19 protein-coding genes are annotated in these 18,277 nt (G+C 45.9%); 4 read left to right on the top strand and 15 right to left on the bottom strand.

Annotated features, from left to right (window positions below; genetic code table 11):
* Window positions 1-73: 73 nt before the first annotated feature.
* Together FYJ66_RS06725 and pckA are read right to left on the bottom strand one after the other, a co-directional pair.
* Window positions 74-643: a hypothetical protein gene (locus FYJ66_RS06725; protein WP_154572749.1), complete on the bottom strand. Its 570-nt coding sequence runs from the start codon at window positions 641-643 to the stop codon at window positions 74-76.
* A 158-nt stretch (window positions 644-801) separates the two neighbouring features.
* Window positions 802-2,403 (bottom strand): phosphoenolpyruvate carboxykinase (ATP), encoded by a 1,602-nt coding sequence (gene pckA / locus FYJ66_RS06720; RefSeq protein ID WP_154572748.1) that lies wholly within the window; start codon window positions 2,401-2,403, stop codon window positions 802-804.
* A 247-nt stretch (window positions 2,404-2,650) separates the two neighbouring features.
* Between pckA and FYJ66_RS06715 the strand changes: the two genes are divergently transcribed.
* The gene (locus tag FYJ66_RS06715; RefSeq protein ID WP_154572747.1) at window positions 2,651-3,598 is read left to right on the top strand and encodes a LysR family transcriptional regulator; all 948 of its coding nucleotides are present in this window, start codon (window positions 2,651-2,653) and stop codon (window positions 3,596-3,598) included.
* A gap of 7 nt (window positions 3,599-3,605) precedes the next feature.
* Here the strand turns inward: FYJ66_RS06715 and FYJ66_RS06710 are convergent, their stop codons facing one another.
* The gene (locus FYJ66_RS06710; protein WP_154572746.1) at window positions 3,606-4,643 is read right to left on the bottom strand and encodes a YeiH family protein; all 1,038 of its coding nucleotides are present in this window, start codon (window positions 4,641-4,643) and stop codon (window positions 3,606-3,608) included.
* 126 nt (window positions 4,644-4,769) lie between these two features.
* On the opposite strand from FYJ66_RS06710, the gene FYJ66_RS06705 reads away from it, so the two are divergent.
* Window positions 4,770-5,732, top strand: coding sequence for a LysR family transcriptional regulator (locus FYJ66_RS06705; RefSeq protein ID WP_154572745.1), 963 nt, complete (start codon window positions 4,770-4,772; stop codon window positions 5,730-5,732).
* Here FYJ66_RS06705 and FYJ66_RS06700 read toward each other — a convergent pair.
* Both FYJ66_RS06700 and FYJ66_RS06695 read right to left on the bottom strand, forming a co-directional pair.
* Window positions 5,656-6,846 (bottom strand): oxygen-binding di-iron domain-containing protein, encoded by a 1,191-nt coding sequence (locus FYJ66_RS06700; protein ID WP_154572744.1) that lies wholly within the window; start codon window positions 6,844-6,846, stop codon window positions 5,656-5,658. The two genes, FYJ66_RS06705 and FYJ66_RS06700, sit on opposite strands and share 77 nt — an antisense overlap.
* 103 nt (window positions 6,847-6,949) lie before the next feature.
* Window positions 6,950-7,609: a cupin domain-containing protein gene (locus FYJ66_RS06695; RefSeq protein ID WP_154572743.1), complete on the bottom strand. Its 660-nt coding sequence runs from the start codon at window positions 7,607-7,609 to the stop codon at window positions 6,950-6,952.
* Between the two features lie 98 nt (window positions 7,610-7,707).
* Between FYJ66_RS06695 and FYJ66_RS06690 the strand changes: the two genes are divergently transcribed.
* A complete protein-coding gene (locus FYJ66_RS06690; protein ID WP_154572742.1) occupies window positions 7,708-8,370 on the top strand; it encodes a Crp/Fnr family transcriptional regulator in 663 nt (220 codons plus the stop codon).
* Between the two features lie 16 nt (window positions 8,371-8,386).
* Here the strand turns inward: FYJ66_RS06690 and FYJ66_RS06685 are convergent, their stop codons facing one another.
* The 6 genes from FYJ66_RS06685 to FYJ66_RS06660 form a co-directional block, all read right to left on the bottom strand.
* A complete protein-coding gene (locus FYJ66_RS06685; RefSeq protein WP_154572741.1) occupies window positions 8,387-9,268 on the bottom strand; it encodes a DMT family transporter in 882 nt (293 codons plus the stop codon).
* On the bottom strand, window positions 9,269-9,940 hold the full coding sequence (locus FYJ66_RS06680; RefSeq protein WP_154572740.1) for an alpha/beta fold hydrolase: 672 nt from the start codon (window positions 9,938-9,940) through the stop codon (window positions 9,269-9,271).
* A 138-nt stretch (window positions 9,941-10,078) separates the two neighbouring features.
* On the bottom strand, window positions 10,079-10,867 hold the full coding sequence (gene ygiD, locus FYJ66_RS06675) for a 4,5-DOPA-extradiol-dioxygenase (RefSeq protein WP_154572739.1): 789 nt from the start codon (window positions 10,865-10,867) through the stop codon (window positions 10,079-10,081).
* Window positions 10,868-10,901: 34 nt separating this feature from the next.
* Entirely contained in the window at window positions 10,902-11,738 is an 837-nt protein-coding gene (locus FYJ66_RS06670; protein WP_154572738.1) for a protein-ADP-ribose hydrolase, read from the bottom strand.
* The gene (locus FYJ66_RS06665) at window positions 11,728-12,678 is read right to left on the bottom strand and encodes an SIR2 family NAD-dependent protein deacylase (protein WP_154572737.1); all 951 of its coding nucleotides are present in this window, start codon (window positions 12,676-12,678) and stop codon (window positions 11,728-11,730) included. Before FYJ66_RS06665 ends, FYJ66_RS06670 begins: the two co-directional genes overlap by 11 nt.
* 64 nt (window positions 12,679-12,742) lie before the next feature.
* Complete coding sequence (locus tag FYJ66_RS06660; RefSeq protein ID WP_154572736.1) at window positions 12,743-13,195, bottom strand: Rrf2 family transcriptional regulator; 453 nt, start codon at window positions 13,193-13,195, stop codon at window positions 12,743-12,745.
* Between the two features lie 54 nt (window positions 13,196-13,249).
* On the opposite strand from FYJ66_RS06660, the gene FYJ66_RS06655 reads away from it, so the two are divergent.
* A complete protein-coding gene (locus tag FYJ66_RS06655; protein ID WP_206157022.1) occupies window positions 13,250-13,633 on the top strand; it encodes a hypothetical protein in 384 nt (127 codons plus the stop codon).
* A 964-nt stretch (window positions 13,634-14,597) separates the two neighbouring features.
* Here FYJ66_RS06655 and FYJ66_RS06650 read toward each other — a convergent pair.
* The 4 genes from FYJ66_RS06650 to FYJ66_RS06635 all read right to left on the bottom strand — a co-directional run bounded on the left by FYJ66_RS06650 (window position 14,598) and on the right by FYJ66_RS06635 (window position 18,228).
* On the bottom strand, window positions 14,598-14,816 hold the full coding sequence (locus tag FYJ66_RS06650; RefSeq protein ID WP_154572734.1) for a hypothetical protein: 219 nt from the start codon (window positions 14,814-14,816) through the stop codon (window positions 14,598-14,600).
* 115 nt (window positions 14,817-14,931) lie between these two features.
* Window positions 14,932-17,067 carry a DNA/RNA helicase domain-containing protein gene (locus FYJ66_RS06645; protein WP_154572733.1) on the bottom strand — a complete coding sequence of 712 codons (2,136 nt, stop codon included), beginning with the start codon at window positions 17,065-17,067 and terminating at the stop codon, window positions 14,932-14,934.
* Window positions 17,068-17,081: 14 nt separating this feature from the next.
* Window positions 17,082-17,663 (bottom strand): uracil-DNA glycosylase family protein, encoded by a 582-nt coding sequence (locus tag FYJ66_RS06640; protein ID WP_154572732.1) that lies wholly within the window; start codon window positions 17,661-17,663, stop codon window positions 17,082-17,084.
* Window positions 17,664-17,682: 19 nt separating this feature from the next.
* Complete coding sequence (locus tag FYJ66_RS06635; protein ID WP_154572731.1) at window positions 17,683-18,228, bottom strand: NUDIX hydrolase; 546 nt, start codon at window positions 18,226-18,228, stop codon at window positions 17,683-17,685.
* Window positions 18,229-18,277: the final 49 nt, after the last annotated feature.

Below are 18,277 nucleotides of genomic sequence, written 5' to 3'. Positions count from 1 at the left end.
TCTAGTGTTAAACGTGCGTAGACAATGCAGCACCAACTTCAAGCACACCAGCTCCAAACATTGGTCAATTGCTTTAGTTACTGCCTGTAAGCTGCAGTTCCTCTGCGTGGGCTTTCATACCATCGATTACAATTGATGCAACTTCCTTGATGTCCATTCCCAGCATCTCACACCCTTGAAGGATCAGGGGACGGTTGCATTTAGCAGCAAATCTTTTGTCCTTCCACTTTTTCATGAAGCTTTTAAGCTCCATGTCAACGATGCCGTTAGGTCTCATGCGGGCCGCAGCCTGAACTATGCCCGTCAGCTCATCTACGGTAAACAGGCTTTTTTCCATGTCTGTAAGAGGCTCAACCTCGTTGCAAATTGAGTATCCATGAGCAAGGATTGCCCTGATATCTTCCTCCGGTACACCTAGCTGGCGAAGGGGCTCTTCTGTGTGAGCCAGGTGCTCTTCAGGATATTTCTCATAATCATAGTCGTGAAGCCAGCCCACGGCCTCCCACTCCTCTGGATCCTGGCCGAAATGACGTGCCATGGCCCCCATGGCAGCAGAAACATTTGCCGCATGCAATATCAGATGGTCCTCTGTGACCATGGTTCCGTTGATTTTCTTAGCTTCCTCAAGTGTCAGCTTGTCCATACATACCCCCTTAAATAAAAAGGCGAAACCAGGATGATGTCTTCCCGTTATCGCCTTAAAGTCCAGTAATAAACTGCGATGACAATCGCAATAAAACTGTTTATGATTATAATAATTGAATTGTTTTTTGTCAATATCGCCAAAAGCCGCTGAGATCTTCAGACTGCAGCTGATTCCATCTGTTCTGTATGAGGCCCTGCAGCTGCAATGTCGCCAGGCATATCAGGGTATTTTTCTCTGAAATTATCCTCGAACATGGAAGCCAGTTCTATGGCCTGTTTGTCATAGGATGTTTTGTCTCTCCAGGTGTTTCTTGGGTTAAGGATATCCTCTGGAACTCCCGGGCAGGTCTTCGGAATGAAAAGGTTGAACAGATCATCGTGGATGTACTCCACATTGTCCAGCTTTCCTGAAAGTGCGGCCCTGATCATGGCTCTTGTATAAGCCAGTTTCATCCTGTGGCCTTCTCCGTATGGGCCGCCGGACCAGCCGGTATTTACCAGATATACCTTGGTGCCGTATTTTTCAAGGCGTTCGCCCAGCATTTCAGCATAAACCTCCGCCTTCAGGGGCATGAAAGGCTCCCCAAAGAGAGTCGAGAAAGTAGGCTGAGGCTCCTTGACTCCCCGTTCTGTACCTGCCAGTTTTGCAGTAAAGCCTGTAACGAACTGGTACATGGCAGCCTTTTTTGAAAGCCTGGAAATGGGCGGCAGCACACCGAATGCATCTGCAGTCAGGAATATTACAGCTTTAGGGATCCCGCCTCTTTCCTTCTTCTCAGAATTTCTTATGAAATCAAGAGGATAGCCAACCCTGGTATTTTCAGTGAGATTTCTGTTGCTGAAATCAGGAACTCCAGTATCTGGATCGACGATTACGTTTTCCGTAACTGCACCGAATTTTACTGCATGGAAAATTTCAGGCTGCTCATCTTCCTTCAGATCAATGCATTTTGCGTAGCATCCCCCTTCAATATTGAAAATGCCCTCTCTTGACCATCCGTGCTCGTCATCTCCAATAAGCTTCCTGGAAGGATCTGCAGACAGTGTGGTTTTTCCCGTACCTGAAAGGCCGAAGAACACCGCAGTTTCCCCTGTGACCGGGTCCATGTTAGAAGAGCAGTGCATTGGAAGGACACCGTCTTCCACTGGAAGCACATAGTTCATTATGGAAAAAACAGTTTTCTTGATCTCGCCGGCATATGCGGTTCCAGCGATAATTGCCTCGTGGGCCTCGTAGTCGATAATCACAGCAACTTCAGAATGGATCCCGAATCTCTCCGGATCACACTTGTAACCTGGAACAGAAAGGATGGTGAAGTCAGGCTCTCCGAACTCTTTTAGTTCTTCCTCATCAGGTCTGATGAGCAGGTTGTGTATGAACAGGTTCTGCCATGCCTTCTCATTGATAATTCTGAACTTTCTCCTGTATCTTGGATCAGCCCCTGCAAAACCATCAAATACGAAAACTTCTTTTTCCCGGAGATAATCAACCATCTCATCTCTGATTTCACGGAAAACCTTCCTGGAAACCGGCCTGTTCACAGAACCCCAGTGGATTTTGTTATGAACTCCTTTTGTGTCCACAATATACTTGTCTTCTGGAGAACGGCCTGTGTATTTTCCCGTTCTGACAGCCAGTGCACCGGTATCCGTAAGATCCCCTTCTTTCCTCATCAGAGCTTTTTCTACCAGAAACGGGGCACTTTCATTATGGTGAACCGCCGATGACTCAAGATTATTGAAAATTGTTGAAAACATTGAAATATCCTCCCCAGGAAAATGGTATGCAGCAACAGCTATTACCTGAAAAGCCCCTTGCCGCAGCCACCGAAAACCATCTTATATAACCGGATATAGTATATTCGCTTGTACTAATATAGGCTAATATATATATTTCTATTGTATATATAGCTTCAAACCTATATAATTTGAAAGTGACAACATATATCAGATAATAAGTTTTCAGATAAGCTGGAGAATGCCTGGAGAATTCCTGGAGGATAATATGTTCAGAGGAATGGAATACGTCTACGAAGTTTACAAGGAAAAAAGTTTTTCCAAAGCAGCGGCAAACTTATATATTTCACAGCCTTCACTGAGCGCCAACGTGCGGCGTGTTGAAGAGAAAACGGGATACCCGATTTTTGACAGGAGCACCAAGCCTCTCAGCCTGACTGCTGTAGGCAGAAGATACATACACGCAGTTGAGCAGATCATGAGTATTGAAAAGGATTTTGAGGCTTTCATCAACGACATGGGAGAGCTGCACACAGGAAGTTTGAGAATCGGAGGAAGCAGTTTTTTCTCATCCTGGGTTCTGCCTCCAATGATCAGCCAGTTTTCCATGAAATATCCTGCCCTGGACATTTCACTATCCGAGGCAAAATCTGCAGTTCTAGTGGACATGCTGAAAGACGGAAAGATTGATTTTCTACTGGACAACAAGGAGCTGGACACAGCAGTTTTTGACAGGTACTGCATAGGAGAAGAACAGCTTCTCCTCACAGTGCCGGAATCATTCAGTGTGAACCAGGACCTGGTCAGATACCAGATACCCATAGATGCCATACGGGACGGCTCATACAGAAAAGCTTCATACCAGCCAGTTCCTCTGGGAAAATTCAAGGACTATCCTTTTATCATCCTGCGAACAGTTAACGACACTGGCTCCAGGGCCATGAGAATTTGCAAGGAACTGAACTTCCACCCTGACATCGCCTTCGTTCTGGACCAGCAGCAAACGGCATATAACATTTCCAGCTCCGGTGCCGGCATTGCCTTTGTGGGACAGCTCCTTTTATCTAGAGCCCCTTCCGAAAACAACCTGTATTTCTACAAGCTGGACAGTGAACACGCAACCAGAAACATATATTTTTACTGGAAAAAAGCCCGGTACATCAGCCGGGCCATGGAAGAATTTGCAAAGAATATTATTTATGAAACGAAGCTGTAGTCACCATTTACCAGAGGCCCATTACATGCTGCATTAACAGGCTTACTCCTGTTATGCCCATCCAGCAGACCGCTCCCAGGATAATAGGCTTTCCCCCGGTTTTAATAAGCTTTATCATGTTGCTGTTAAGGCCGATGGCTGCCATAGCCATGATAATAAAGAACTTTGAAAGGTTTTTTACCGGTTCGAATACGGAAAGGGGAACACCGGCACCTGCTGCCACAGTGGTGATCACCGCTGCAATAATGAAATAAAGGATGAACATAGGGAAGGCTCTTTTCAGGCTGAATCCCCCAGCCTCTTTTGAGTCTTCTTTATTTTTTCCTGCCTGGATGAAGCTGAGCACAAGGGTAATTGGGATTATGGCCAGAGTCCTTGTGAGCTTTACGGTTACAGCCTTGTCCAGGGTCTGTGTACCAAGGTTCCACATGCTGTCCCAGGTAGATGCGGCTGCAGTTACGGAAGATGTGTCGTTTACAGCTGTTCCTGCAAAGATGCCGAAGGCGTTTCCGCTAGTTGTATCAAAACCCACGGCGTGTCCAAACATAGGGAAGAACACTGCGGCCAGCACGTTGAAGAAAAAAATTACGGATATAGCCTGAGCTACTTCATCGTCATCTGCATGAATAACAGGAGCTGTTGCAGCAATTGCAGAACCGCCGCAGATGGAAGATCCAACTCCTACCAGTGTAGAAATATTTCCCGGAATTTTAAGGGCTTTATGGAGAACCCACGCCAGTATTAAAGACGTAGATATGGTGCATATGATTATAGGCAGGGATTCTTTTCCAGTCTGGAGAATAACTCCAAGATTCATTCCGAAGCCCAGAAGAACTACAGCTGCCTGAAGGATGAACTTGGAAGTCCATTTTATTCCCTCGGCCTTTGAACCCTTGTTTTCCCAGAAAAGAGCTATTACCATTCCAATCAGAATTCCGAATACAGGTCCCCCTATTATAGGCACCGCCTTTCCCAGCAGCCACGCAGGCACAGCAATTGCCAGGCACACAATAACCCCCGGTATTTTTTTCCTGATACTAACCATTTTTCACCTCAAAGAATATATTGTTTACTCGTCCAGAAGGGATTATACTGGAGGCCGGCGAAAATGTATAATTATCATTTATTATTTATCGATAAAATTTCATTATGATTAACAGGAGACCTGGCCATGCTGGATTACAGAGTTGAAACTTTTCTGACCGTCTGCAGGGACATGAATTTTACAAAGGCCGCAAAACATCTGGGGATAACTCAGCCTGCCGTTACACAGCACATAAGATTCATGGAAGATCACTACGGTGTTTCCCTTTTCAGCTACCAGAAGAAACAGCTTTCTCTTACCAGGGAAGGCCGGATTCTTTATGAGCGGCTGACCTCTCTCACTAATGACGAGGAAAAAATTCAGGAGGAACTAGCCTCAATCACCGAAGATAAGGAACTTGTTTCAGTAGGTGTCACCATGACCATAGGAGAATACGCCATTGTACCGGCTGTTTCGGCATATCTGGCCAGACACCCTGAAGTAAACCTGGAACTTCACTACGGGAACACAACTCAGCTTCTGGAACAGCTGAAAAACGGCAAGATTTCCATGGCTCTCGTGGAAGGATACTACCCTGCAGATCAGTACGACCACATAAACTTCAGCCACCAGGAATTCATTCCAGTGTGCGCCGCTGGTCACGGCTTTGCCTGCGGTACTCCGGAAACTCTGAAAGATCTGGTTCAGGAAAGACTTCTCATAAGAGAAAAAGGCTCCGGAACCAGAAATATTCTGGAACGGAGCCTGGCTCTTCAGGGAATGTCTGTTGAAGATTTCCACTCATATGCACAGGTTGAAAACATGCATACTATCATTGAACTTCTTCAGAACGACTGCGGAATATCCTTCCTTTACAAAGTAGCCGCCCTTGAAGAGCTGAAGAATGGAGCACTGCAGGAAATTAGTCTTGCAGATTTCCAGATGAGCCATGAATTTGATTTTATCTGGGATAAGAACAGCCTCTACTCTGAAAGCATCAAAGGCCTTGCAGAAGAGCTGCGGCCTGAGAGCCCTACTTTTCCAGCAGAGCCTTTACCAGAGCAGGCACCTTTGAAAAGTCCTCTTCATCTGGATTCCAAAGGGATTTAACATTCTCCTCAACTACCTGGAATCCACCTTCCTTCAGCTTCTCCTGAAGGACCTTGACAGACTCTCCGCTCCAGCCGTAGCAACCGAAGGCTGCAGCCTTCTTGTTCTTGAACTTCAGCTGTTTCATAAACTCCATCCATCCGGCAACGCTGGACAGAATGCTGTTGGAAACTGTAGGTGAACCTACTGCAACTGCTTTTGACTTAAATACCTCTGTCATTACCTCGTTCTTGTCGGACTTTGAAATGTTATAGAGTTTTACAACTGTGTCCGGGCTCTGAATGTGAATTTCGTCAGCAATTTTGTGAGCGATTTTAGCTGTGCCTTCCCACATAGTGTCATAGGCAACAACTACCTGATCTTCCTGGTAGGCCTGGGCCCACTCTGCATACTTGTTTACAATCTGCAGAGGATCCTCTCTCCAGATAGCACCGTGGGAAGGAGCGATCATCTCAATAGGAAGGTTGAAGGAAGCGATTTCCTCCAGCTTCTTCTTCAGAATAGGTGCAAAAGGATTCAGGATGTTGGCGAAATATTTCATTGCCTCCTTGTTCAGCAGGCACTGGTTTGCCTTGTCGTTAAACAGCTCTTCTACTGCGTAGTGCTGTCCGAAAGCATCATTGGAGAACAGAATATTATCTCCTGTCATGAATGTAGCCATGGAATCAGGCCAGTGTAGCATTCTCATTTCTACGAAAATCAGCTTTTTGCCGTTTCCTATCTCCACAGAGTCTCCTGTTTTTACAACATGGAAGTTCCAGCCTCTCTTGCCGTACTGACCTTCTATGCTCTTTACTGCATTGGCCGTACAGTAAATAGGCGTATCAGGGATCTTCTCCATCAAAGCTGTCAGAGAACCGGAATGGTCGCATTCCCCGTGGTTTGCAACGATGAAATCTATTTTTTCCAGATCCACTTCCTTGCTGAGATTATCAACAAAGTCGAAGCGGTGTGGTGTCCATACTGTGTCAACCAGAACGGTCTTTTCTTCCTCGATCAGATATGCGTTCTGACTTGATCCGTTGATAATGGAATAATCGTCGCCGTGGAATCTGTCCAGCTCCCAGTCAAGATATCCTACCCAGCTTACATTTCCCTTAACGTGCTTTCTCATGATTCTTCCTGCTTTCTCCTTGCTTTCTTGTAAAAACAATTTTTCCTTTTGTGTTACTTTATGATATCAGCCTTTAAAATCTGCTGTCTTTCCAGATTCGGAACTAAGCCTCCAGCTCCAGCAGCAGAGCCATTTTAAATCTCTTATCTGCTCTGACATAGTGTCTGCCCATCTTGTCGAACTTAAAATTCTCACCTGCATGGATGGTATGCTCTTCACCTTCGTATCCGATGACTGCCTCACCGTCCAGAGCAAAAATCAGGGCCTCTCCCGGTGCTGCGTGTTCTGACAGGCCTGTTCCCTGGTCAAAGCTCATGAGGACGAACTTCATGTGAGGGTCATTGATCAGATCCATGTTTACGATCTTTCCTTCCTGATATGGAAGCATTTCCTTCAGTGCAAATGTATCTCCTGCTTTTACAATCTTGTTCATCTCTGTATCCTCCTTTAATGCTATTTCTGTGTATACTGTATCTTTATCTGCTCTCACACCAATTGGCGTGTTTACTGGTGTAACGAACATCTGGCCGCGGCTCAGGCCGCCGAAATCTTCCTTCTGTCCAACTGCGTGCATGCTGCCTTTTTCCACAATCCAGAGCTTGTTGTATCCGTAGCTTTCTGGACTTATATCTGTGTCCTCTGCCAGAGAAAATACCTCGATGGAAAATCCTCCCTGGGAGCTTATCTCTTCTGAAATTGTGCAACCAGGTACACACGGGTTATTATCAGCGATTGAAAAAACCTTTCCTGCTTGTCCCTTCATTTCGGTTACTTCCTTTCTTGTTTCTACGGTTGCAGTATAGTATGATCAGGTAAAAGGGTATGTGGTTTTAACCACGGTTTTACAAAGAAAGGGAAAATATGGATATTGTATTCTTTCAGCGCAGTCAGATTTTTGAAGGTATGTCTGCAGAAGAGATAAAATCAGCCCTTGATTATCTCAATGTATTCAAGCGCAGTTACGAGAAACACGACCTGGTATTAAGATCCGGATCACCCACGAAGTTCCTGGGCCTTATTGAAAAAGGAAGTGTAATCGTTGAACGGAACGACTTCTGGGGAAACCGTACGGTTATAACAAGTTTTTCAGAGAACGAGTATTTTGCTGAGGCCTATGCCCTGAACCCCCGGGCAGTTGTTCCTGTGGACATCGTTGCAAACAGCAATTCCTCCATTATTTTCCTGGAGATAGCAAATGTCTACAACATGGCCGATTCATCTGCCAGAAACAAGCTGCTTTCCAATCTTCTTAAAATTTCTGTAGGCAAGAACATGTTCCTGTCAAACAGGACTTTTCTCCTTTCATCAAAGAGTGTCCGTGACAAAATCCTCGCCTACCTTAACAACGTCCGCCTCCAGAAAGGCGCCAATGAATTCGATATTCCCTTTGACCGGCAGCAGCTGGCAGATTTTCTGAACATAGAAAGAACGGCTCTGTCCAAAGAACTGAGCCGCATGAAATCTGAAGGTCTTATTGAATACAGAAAGAACCATTTTGTACTTCTGTCCACTGAGGACATGTAGAGATGAATTTTGAATGTCAGGCTTTTTCTTTGCCTCTGGAAAAAAGGCCGTTTGAAACAGCTGCCGGCAGGAAAATGCTCACCAGAACAAGCAGTCCTCCCACAAGGCTGGCAGGAGTGAACCTTTCTCCAAGGAAAATCACTCCCATCACTGCCGCAGCCAGGGGATTGCAGGCAACATAGAGGCCGCTTCTCTCCGGAGTCGTATACTTCTGGCCTACAGGCTGAAGAGTAAAGCCGATGGCACCGCACACCAGGGCCAGATACAGAATGGCGCCCCACTCTGCTGGAGCCGTTGGCATTTTGAAGCCCTCGAAGACAAAAGAAGCGATCAAACTAAACAGTCCGATAAAGAACATGTGGATGATCCCGATTCTCAGAGGATCATCATTTTTTGTAGCAAAGTCCATGGCTACAACGGTAAAGGCGAAGGAAACACCTCCTGCCAGAACCAGGAGCTCTCCCTTGGTAAAGTTGAAAGAGCTGCCTTTCAGCGTAAGGAAGCCTATGCCGGCCATGGCTATTACTGCTGACAGAATATCCATGGCTTTAGGAAGCCTGCGGTAAACCACTGCAGCAATAAAAGGAATGATCATAACAGAGGAATTCTCCAGGAAAGCCGTGGTAGAGGAGGGTGTGGTTTTCAGTCCGTTCAGTTCAAAGGCCATACACAGGAAATACAGAAAACCCACCAGAGCGCTGTGGCCTATTTCAGCCTTCGTAACGCCTTTAAGGTGCTTGTGGAAAATCAGTGCAACAACTGCAAAGGATATGAGAAAACGGATTCCGCAAAGAGTATACGGTCCCACTGTTCTCATTGCCAGCTTGCTGAAAAGCAGCGATGTTCCCCTTAATGTCAGGGCAAGAGCTATTATAGCCTCGGCTTTCTTCTGTGACATTTATTCTCTGCTCCTTCCCTTTCCGCAAAATTCCTGTATGATTCCCGCAATTTTTCTGCTGTGAACAATATATGACCCGTGAGTTTCTCCAGGAAGTATCTTCAGTTCTGCCCCGGAAATGCCACTGGCAATATCCCTGGTTTCCTCTTCTTTTATCAGATCTCTGGAACCTGCCAGAACAAGGGTCCTGGCCTTGATTTTCTTCAAGTCTTCACTGGTGATATGTGGCTGGTTAACCATGAGAGCCAGTTTCGGATCCCTTTTAAAAAAATATGCTGTGCTCATGGCAAGTCTCGTGAGGAATTTAATACCTTCCGGTCTCAGGTTTGCCCCGCTTACAATCAAATCAGATATCCGGTCTGTCCGCCCTGCAGCCAGGAGCCCGGTGATTCCTCCGTCACTGAAGCCGTAAAAGACTACATCATGGAGATCCAGTTTTTCCAGAAACTCAATAATATCGCCGGCCATTTCTTCGTAATCAAGAGAAGAAACGGGTGAACTTTTCCCATGGCCTCTGGAATCAGGCAGGTAACAGGTAAAGCTTTCCTTCAGAACTTCAGAAGCCTCCAGGAAAATTTCGTGGCTTTCCCCGTTTCCATGAACCATGACCAGCGGTCTGCCCTGTCCTGTTTTCTCATAATACAGATTAATACCCTTTACTTCCAGAAACATACTTTCATGAATCTCCCGGCCACTATTATTTTTAAAATACCTGCTTCCCCCTGTACAGCACCACTCTGCCAGCCGGTCTTACGCAGCTGTTAACTTGTTATCTGCCGCCGGCGGCCGCCAGCTTTATTGTAATACAATTTACTTGAAAAAATAACCTGTCATTGCCATGGAACCCAGATTGCATACTTTGTTGAAAGTTTCTACCTCATCTCCTTCTCCAGCTCCCAGGCAGTACAACAGAGGAAGGAAATGATCTGGCGTAGGAACTGCATATGATGCGTATTCAATGCTGCTGTAATCAACTACTGTCTTGAAATCACCAGCTTCAACTGCTTCAGTAATCCTGTCATTAAAACTTACGGTCATAGGTGTTCCGCCGGGATTGTCCCAGTCAGTCATCCTCAGGTTGTGCACTACGTTTCCGCTTCCCAGAATCAGATATCCCTTATCTCTCAGGGATTTAAGTTTCCTGCCCATCTCGTAGCTCTGTTCAGCGTTCAGCTTGCTGTTAACAGAAAGCTGAACCACGGGAATTCGGGCATCCGGGAACATATGAACCAGCACGGTCCAGGTGCCGTGATCAATTCCCCAGGAATCGTCAATGGAAACATCCTCTCCCAGTATGTTCTCCACCTCAGAAGTAAGCTCCTTGCTTCCTGAAACCGGATATTTTACCTGATACAGCTCTTCCGGAAAACCATACATATCGTAAATCTGCCTTGGTTCTTCCTGGCTCTGAATGAAAGTGCCCCTTGAAAACCAGTGAGCAGATATTGCCAGTATAGCCTTTGGCCTGCCGTACTCCTCCAGGACTTTTCTTCCTACAGAAGCCATTCCTTCTGTAATGTCGTTGTGTTCAATGGCTATCATTGGGCTTCCGTGGCCGGAGAATACCACCGGCATCCTTTTTATCTCAGTATTGTTCATTTTGTATTTCCTTTCTATCTTTTTTCTTTCCTTTTTATCTTTCCAGGTCCTTCAACGTCTTTATATAAATTTCATTGTCTTCATCTTTGAAAACATTGAAAATCACTTTGTCTATTCCATGTGGATGTTTCTCTATCCAGTTCATCACAGTCTCTACAGCTATTTCAGCCGCCCTCTGGTTAGGAAAATGAAAAACTCCTGTGGAAATGCAGCAGAACGCCACGGAACGCAGATTATTTTCAAGGCACAAGTCCAAAACGTTCCTGTAACAGTCCGCCAGCAGATCTTCGTCAGACTTCTGTAGCTTTCCTCCTACTATTGGCCCTACCACATGGATCACATGTTTACACGGAAGGTTATATCCCCCTGTGATGATCGGCTTCCCTGTAGGCTGTACACAATCTCTGCCATAGATTCTCCGGTAGTTTTCCATGATCTCTGCACATTCAAGGCGCAGCTCCGTTCCCGCATATGTATGAATCTGATTATCTATACATGAGTGCATGGGTATGAAGCAGCCAAGCATCTGATTGTTAGCAGCATTTACCACTGCATCGGCAGCGATACGGGTAATGTCGCCCTTCCATACAGATATTTTTTCCCCATAAGGAATCTGTGCTCCAAAATCCTCCTTCACCGAAGGCATCTCCTGGGGCATTACCGGCATTTTTTCCTGAGACCGCTCTCTCAAATACATATTCTGTATCCTTGAAACTTCAGGGCTCAGAGGACCAGGTTTCCTTACGTTCATCAGGGATCTGAGCATGTCCCTTCGGCCATTCAGCGACTCCGGCATGGTCACATTCCTGTACTCAGGAGATTCCTGGATAAAGGCTTTCAGCAGCTCGTTTAACCTTCTTTCATCTGCCATCTCTCTCCTCCTTTAAACTAAGCAGGCATTTTACGGCCTCTCCAATATCCATGTCAGCGCATATGCTCCTGTCCCTGATTTCTTCAGGTGCAAAGGCCTGGCCTTTGTTAACAGTGGCATATACCGCCTCAGGGTCCTTATAAGTCATCTGCCAGAAAGGATACTTTATGATCACCGGTGTGTTGCCCCCTACTCCCAGCTCCATGAAAAGTTTTTTCTTATCCTCGCAGTTTTGGAGAAAAGCCTTGTATCGTTCTGCTGCCAGATGCCACCCCCGGTCTTCCACAAAAGTATCGTCCGCCCTTAAATTCATGGCCACCGGCCCTCCGTCAGCCGGACACCTTGGAATCAGCTGATCTGACAATCTCAATTGAATTTTTCCATTCTCCGGAACCTGAAAAACTCCATTTTCATCCTTCACAAAGCCCTGGGCTTCCATGGCCATCATCACCCAGTTCTCGTTATCAAAGGTCTGCTTAATCACAGGGTAGACACTCTGAAACAATCCGTAATCCCCCTGTGTATAAAAAAGTCTTTCCTTGGGAAATCCTGCTCGCTGAAACTGATGATCCACATTTGTGGTAATCACAAAAAAATCCTTCCCTTCCAGCACTTTCAGCAGTTCCTTGTAAACAGGCACCGGTGCATCCACATATCTGTTGAAATAAATATGCCTGGCCCACCATGCCCACTTTATGTTTTCCTCTGGAAAAGGATAAAATCCCCCTGAGTACATATCCTGAATCCCGAACCTGTCACGGAAGTCGAAAAAATATTTATCAAAACGTTCACCGCTGTACGTCAGGCCGGCAGATGTAGAGAGGCCCGCACCAGCCCCTACCACAACAGCTTCAGCTTTCCCCACAGCCTCTGCCAAGTCCCGGATTTCCGCACCCCGGTCAGAGTCATTCTTCTCAAAAATCAATTCTCTACTATTCATTGGGTCCGCCTTTCATCTCCAAAGTTCCAAAGCCCTGGGTCCTGGCTTTCACCAGCCCTTCTATCTACACCTCACTGCTCTGGTCTTCATGAGCGATTTCATCTCGAATATCTTTAACCACATCTAATACATAAAATTTCTTCAGATCTGATTCAAACATTTTCTGTATTTCCTGAAGCTTGTCATCCAGTGCCCCGTGAATATTCCTTCCCACAGGGCAATCGGGATTAACATCCTCATGAAAGTTAAAAAGACTTTCCTTGTTCGTCTCAACTGCATTGTACACATCCAGAAATGTAATCTGGTCCAGAGGCCTTGTTATGGTTATTCCTCCCGGCCCTCTCTTCACATTTATCAGCCCTGCTTTCTTCAGAGCCCCCATAAGATTCCGTACAATTACAGGATTGCAGCCAATACTAGATGACAGCAGATCACTGGTAACCTTGTCCTTTCCATCCATGTAATCAGTCAAGGCCAGAATATGAATGGCAATAGTAAATTTTGTTGATACTTGCATATTTCACTCCTTATCAGATTGTCAATATCTGCAGCAGTGGCAACACTTGCGGCAGTGGCAACACTTGCAGCGGTGGCAACTCTTGCAGCGGTGGCAACACTTGCAGCGGTGGCAACACTTGCGGCAGTAGCAACACTTGCGGCAGTGGCAACACTTGCAGCGGTGGCAACTCTTGCGACAGTGGCAACACTTGCAGCAGTGGCAACACTTGCAGCAGTGGCAACTCTTGCGGCAGTGGCAACTCTTGCGGCGGTGGCAACACTTGCAGCGGTGGCAACTCTTGCGGCGGTGGCAACACTTGCGGCACGTATCTTTGTGGGCGTTGCCGTCCTCAGTTGTAACCATATTCATTACATTTATTTAGACGAATATATCATCAGAGCACATTGTTGTCAAGATAATCATTACAATATAATTTATTTCGAAGAATTGAAATAAATTATATAGCCCTTTGTGTAAGCATCATGCAGCTAATGAGATATGGCCCATGGTTATGCAAAGAACGGTAAGACTACCAAAGTGCGGCGTCCAGATTTTCAACTATTTCACCATGGACGCCACGGTACCCCCACGGCGTTCTCCTGCTAGCGTCCGTACTTTTGGCTTTCCCTGTTTTGGACGCCTGTCACATCCATGCGTGGCGTCCAACTCCATCCCATCCTCAAATCTGGACGCCATGGCGTTCTCCTGCTGGCGTCAATTCTTCCAACCTTCTCAATTTTGGACGCCTTCCCTTTCCATGCGTGGCGTCCAATTCCATCTCATCCTCTATTCTGGACGCCATGTCCATCACTCTCTGGCGTCCATCCTTCCACCCTTCTCAATTCTGGACGCCTGTCACATCCATGTGTGGCGTCCAATTCCATCTCTTCCTTAATTCTGGACGCCATGTTCATCACTCTCTGGCGTCCATCCTTCCAACCTTCTCAATTTTGGACGCCTGTCACGTCCATACGTGGCGTCCATTTCCATCTCATCCTCTATTCTGGACGCCATGTCCATCACTCTCTGGCGTCCATCCTTCCAACCTTCTCAATTTTGGACGCCTGTCACGTCCATACGTGGCGTCCAACTCCATCCCATCCTCTATTCTGGACGCCACGGCGTTCTCCTGCTGGCGTCCGTTCTTTTGACCTGCCCCGTTTTGGACGCCTGTCACATCCAGGTGTGGCGTCCAATTCCATCCCATCCTCAGTTCCGGACGCCATGTCCATCACTCTCTGGCGTCCATCCTTTCAGCTCTTTCCATATTAAAGCCTTTTAATGCTTCAGAGAATTCCAATAGGAGCTCAACCTCTTGAAACTGCTGGTGTATTAATGAAAACAAAAAAGGAGATGGGCGCGCAGACTGGCTGCGGTCGTCCATCTCCAAAGTCAAGATTTAAAAGCTATATATGTTTTTCTATTTTCCTGCAAGTAATGCGATGGCGCCTCCTACAAGTATGGCCGGAAGGGCCAGGGCTGTCAGGCCCAGAAAGAATACTCCTACCAGGCCCAGGAGCAGGTACAAGATCAACCCCAGAACAAAGCCCAGGGCTGATCCCAGTATACCGAAGAAGAACATGGAAATTTTAAAGATTATATATAGCATTATTATTGTAAAAATGATACTGAACAGCATGTCAGCACCTCCTGATTTCATGTTTAGGGGATTTTAGCACTGTTCGGTAAAAAGCGTATTGTTTTTTCTTGAATGTTTTGTGGAGTTATGTTTTGTGGGATTATGTTTCGCGGTGCTATATTTCTTCAATTCCCAGACTTTTCAGATATTCAAAGGTTCCTTCATAATATTCTGGCAGGCGTGTGGTATCTTCCCAGAATCCTGTGGAGGTTTTGTGTGAGTTTCCTTCTGGCACGCAGATGACCATTCCTGCTCTTGCTCTTGTCAACAGGACCCTGTATGCATTAAGCATGTATTTCATCTGCTCTTGTTTGCTCTCAGTGTCAGGTTTCAGCTCTGCCCATTTCGTCTGCCTGAATTTATAATAGCGCCATTTTCCATTGGAAAACCTCATATCAGCATCCCAAAGCAGGCAGGCATAGTCGAGCTCCAGCCCTTGTACCTGGATTTCTGTGGCTGCATCTTCCAGATAATTAGAGGATCTTACGTCTGTTTTGTCGTCCAGGAACCAGTGAACTGCATTTTCATTATCCGGTTTCAGGACGTGTACCCCCAAAGGCTTGTATCTTGCAGACTCTTTTGTGATCAGCACTCCTGTTCTTTCTGTTCCCCGGACCTTGTCGTGAAGCCATCTCCTGGCTTTTTCCATGTCTCTTGTCAAAACAATAGGATACTTGTCCTTGAATTCTGCATAAATACTTGCTGCATCATCGTCGATTGCCAGCAGAGAATGGACAAAGGCAGATAATTTTTCAGCCCTGTACGAGCGCAGTGAAACACTGAGATGCAGCTTATTTTCATACGTCACATTGGGGTTGTGCTGAAGCAGTTCTTTAACTTTTCCCTCTGCATATTCCTTTTCCGTGAGCTGAGGGGAAATATACACTTTCCAGTGGGTGAATCTCTCGTTCAGGGACTTTATCCACTCAGAAATTCCCGCCTCTCCTGTATTTATTTCCTGACCACCTCCAACAAGGCACAGGATTACAGCCCAGTCCTCCCTCTGGTCCAGGGACCAGATAAGGAAAGACGCCTCTGACATTGGAAAATTCGGAACTTTCAGCTTGTTTCCGTATGTTCCACCCCGCTTAAGATAGTTTGCAAGCTTATTGTGAGTCCAGGAACGCTGTGCTTCATCGAAAATAGCGATGTGCTCCACCTCTCCGAACCCGGCATTTTCCATTTTCACAGCCTTTTCCGGGTCAATCTCCAGGACCCCATTTTCCACGGGGTTCTTAATCTTAGCCAGCATGTTGTCCCTGTAACGATGAATGACCTGAATAAACTTACTGACTTCACGTCTGGAATCTGTCAGTTTTTTCTTCTCTCCATTTGCCCTGCATTTCTCATAATTATCTCTGGCCAGAGCTTCGTTCAGAACTGTTACCAGGGGACCATTTCCAGACAAGTAAACCGCCCCCTCATCAGATTCTGAGCCGCTATTTTCCTGGTATGACTGTTTTACAGCAACTTCCAGTCCCACCAGGGTTTTGCCTGCTCCCGGAACACCTGTTACAAAGCAAATGCTTTTCTCATTATCAGCTTTGCTTTTGCTGATAATATCCAGTATACAAGCAATAGTTTCATCTGTTGAAACCTTATCTGCCTCGTGTCTTGTGATGTTTTCCACCGAGTGATTTTCATATAAAGTTCTTGCAGCCTGGATAATTGTAGGTGTGGGCGCATAAGGGCTTATTACCCAGTTGGGATTAACTTCTGTTTCATTTGGAAAATGATTTATTACGTCTTTCATCAGTATTCCAATTCCCTCAGTTCCGGTTACCAGAGGATTCACCACCTTGTCCTCGTAGACAGACTTCTGTATAAACGAAGAACGGCTTTTGTAATCAGTAGCAACAAGCACAGGAACGATTATCCTGTCTTCACTGAATTTATGGAAGTTTTTCAGATCCAGAGCGTAGTCCAGAACCTGATCAACATCATTTTCCAGAATCCTGTTTTCTCCCACCTTAAACTCCAGGCAAAAGACAATGCCCTTCAACAGCAAAACAGCATCAACTCTTTTTCCAAGTCTTGGAATATCATATTCAAAAATAATGCGCCCGGCTGTGTTTCTGTAATCCCTCAGGACATTTTTGAGGATCTCTATTTCTTTCTCCCAGGCATCTCTGGTGGTGGTAGGTGCATCACCGTGGTAACTTTTGCAAAGCATGCCAAAAATTGCGTCATTATCTTCGCCTATAAACGAACAAATATCATTCTCATATAGACACCGAGGACTTTTTTCCATAACCGTATAAACCTCTATTCCATACCAAGAGCAGTTTTTACTCTCTTCTGCAGTTCCGGCACCACCTCTTCCTCGAACCATGGATTGTTCCTCTGCCACCTGAAGTTCAGAGGGCTTGGATGAACGATTGGGAAAAATTCCGGCAGGTAATTCTCATAATTCTTCACGGTTTCTGTCAGATTTTTCTCCATTCTCCCCTTTAAGTAGTACTTCATGGAGTAGCTGCCAACAAGAATGGTCATCTGGATATCCTCCATCATACCCAGGATTTCGTCGTGGTACTCCTGAGCGATGAATTTTCTTGGCGGCAGATCGCCGGTTTTTCCCTTGCCCGGGTAGTAGAAGTCCATAGGGAGAATAGCTACTTTCTCCGAGTAAAAAATTTCACGGTTTATCCCCATCCACGAAATGAGTTTCTCTCCCGATTTGTCGTTAAATGGAACCAGAGACTCTTCAACCTTTTTCCCAGGAGCCTGACCTATAACCAGAAGCCTGGCTTTTTCGCTCACCTGGAATACCGGGGGAATTCCCCTGTCAGTATATTCCTTGTTTCTTGGATCCTGTTCTATTCTCTTTTTAATATCTTCGATGGTCATCTTCACACCTCTCCTGAAACTATATGATTTCAATGACTCTATTGATCACCCTTGCGGTGAGGCCCCATATTCCATGGCCTTCATATTCAATGTAGCTGGTATGGCCCACTCTCCTGTATCTTTCGTAATTTGACAGGTACTTCCGGAGTTTTTCCGGCAGATCTTTGTCATCAATGGTGGTCAGATCATACTCTTCTGGTTTGTTTTTCGAAAGCCATTTCAGTGGCAGTATAAAAGTATCTGCCACCTCACAGTGGGAAAGCACAATATTTTCCGCCGCTTCTCGTTCCACCCTTGCCAGCACTGGAACTATGGTCTTGCCATCGGCCATCACCTCTCTGTCCAGCTCTTTTACTATCTCCACATCGCCGGCTGAAATCCCCAGCTCCTCACAGGTTTCCCGGAGAGCTGCAGTAACAGGGGTCTCATTCTCTTCTATTTTTCCACCAGGAAAACATATCTCTCCCGGCTGCTTCACGTATTCTGTCCTGACCTCAAGAAGAAGTCCGGTGCCTTGTCCGGTCTCCACCATGGGAACAAGAACTGCATATCTTGCTTCCTTCAAATTGATTTTCTCCTTTGTAAAAATAATCAGTTGCCGGATTTTGTACTAC

The organism is Allobaileyella intestinalis (assembly GCF_009695865.1).
Classification (GTDB): Bacteria; Bacillota; Clostridia; order Peptostreptococcales; family Anaerovoracaceae; genus Allobaileyella; species Allobaileyella intestinalis.
The sequence above is the reverse complement of the archived record's forward strand: the minus strand, read 5'-3'. Positions and strand labels throughout refer to the sequence as shown.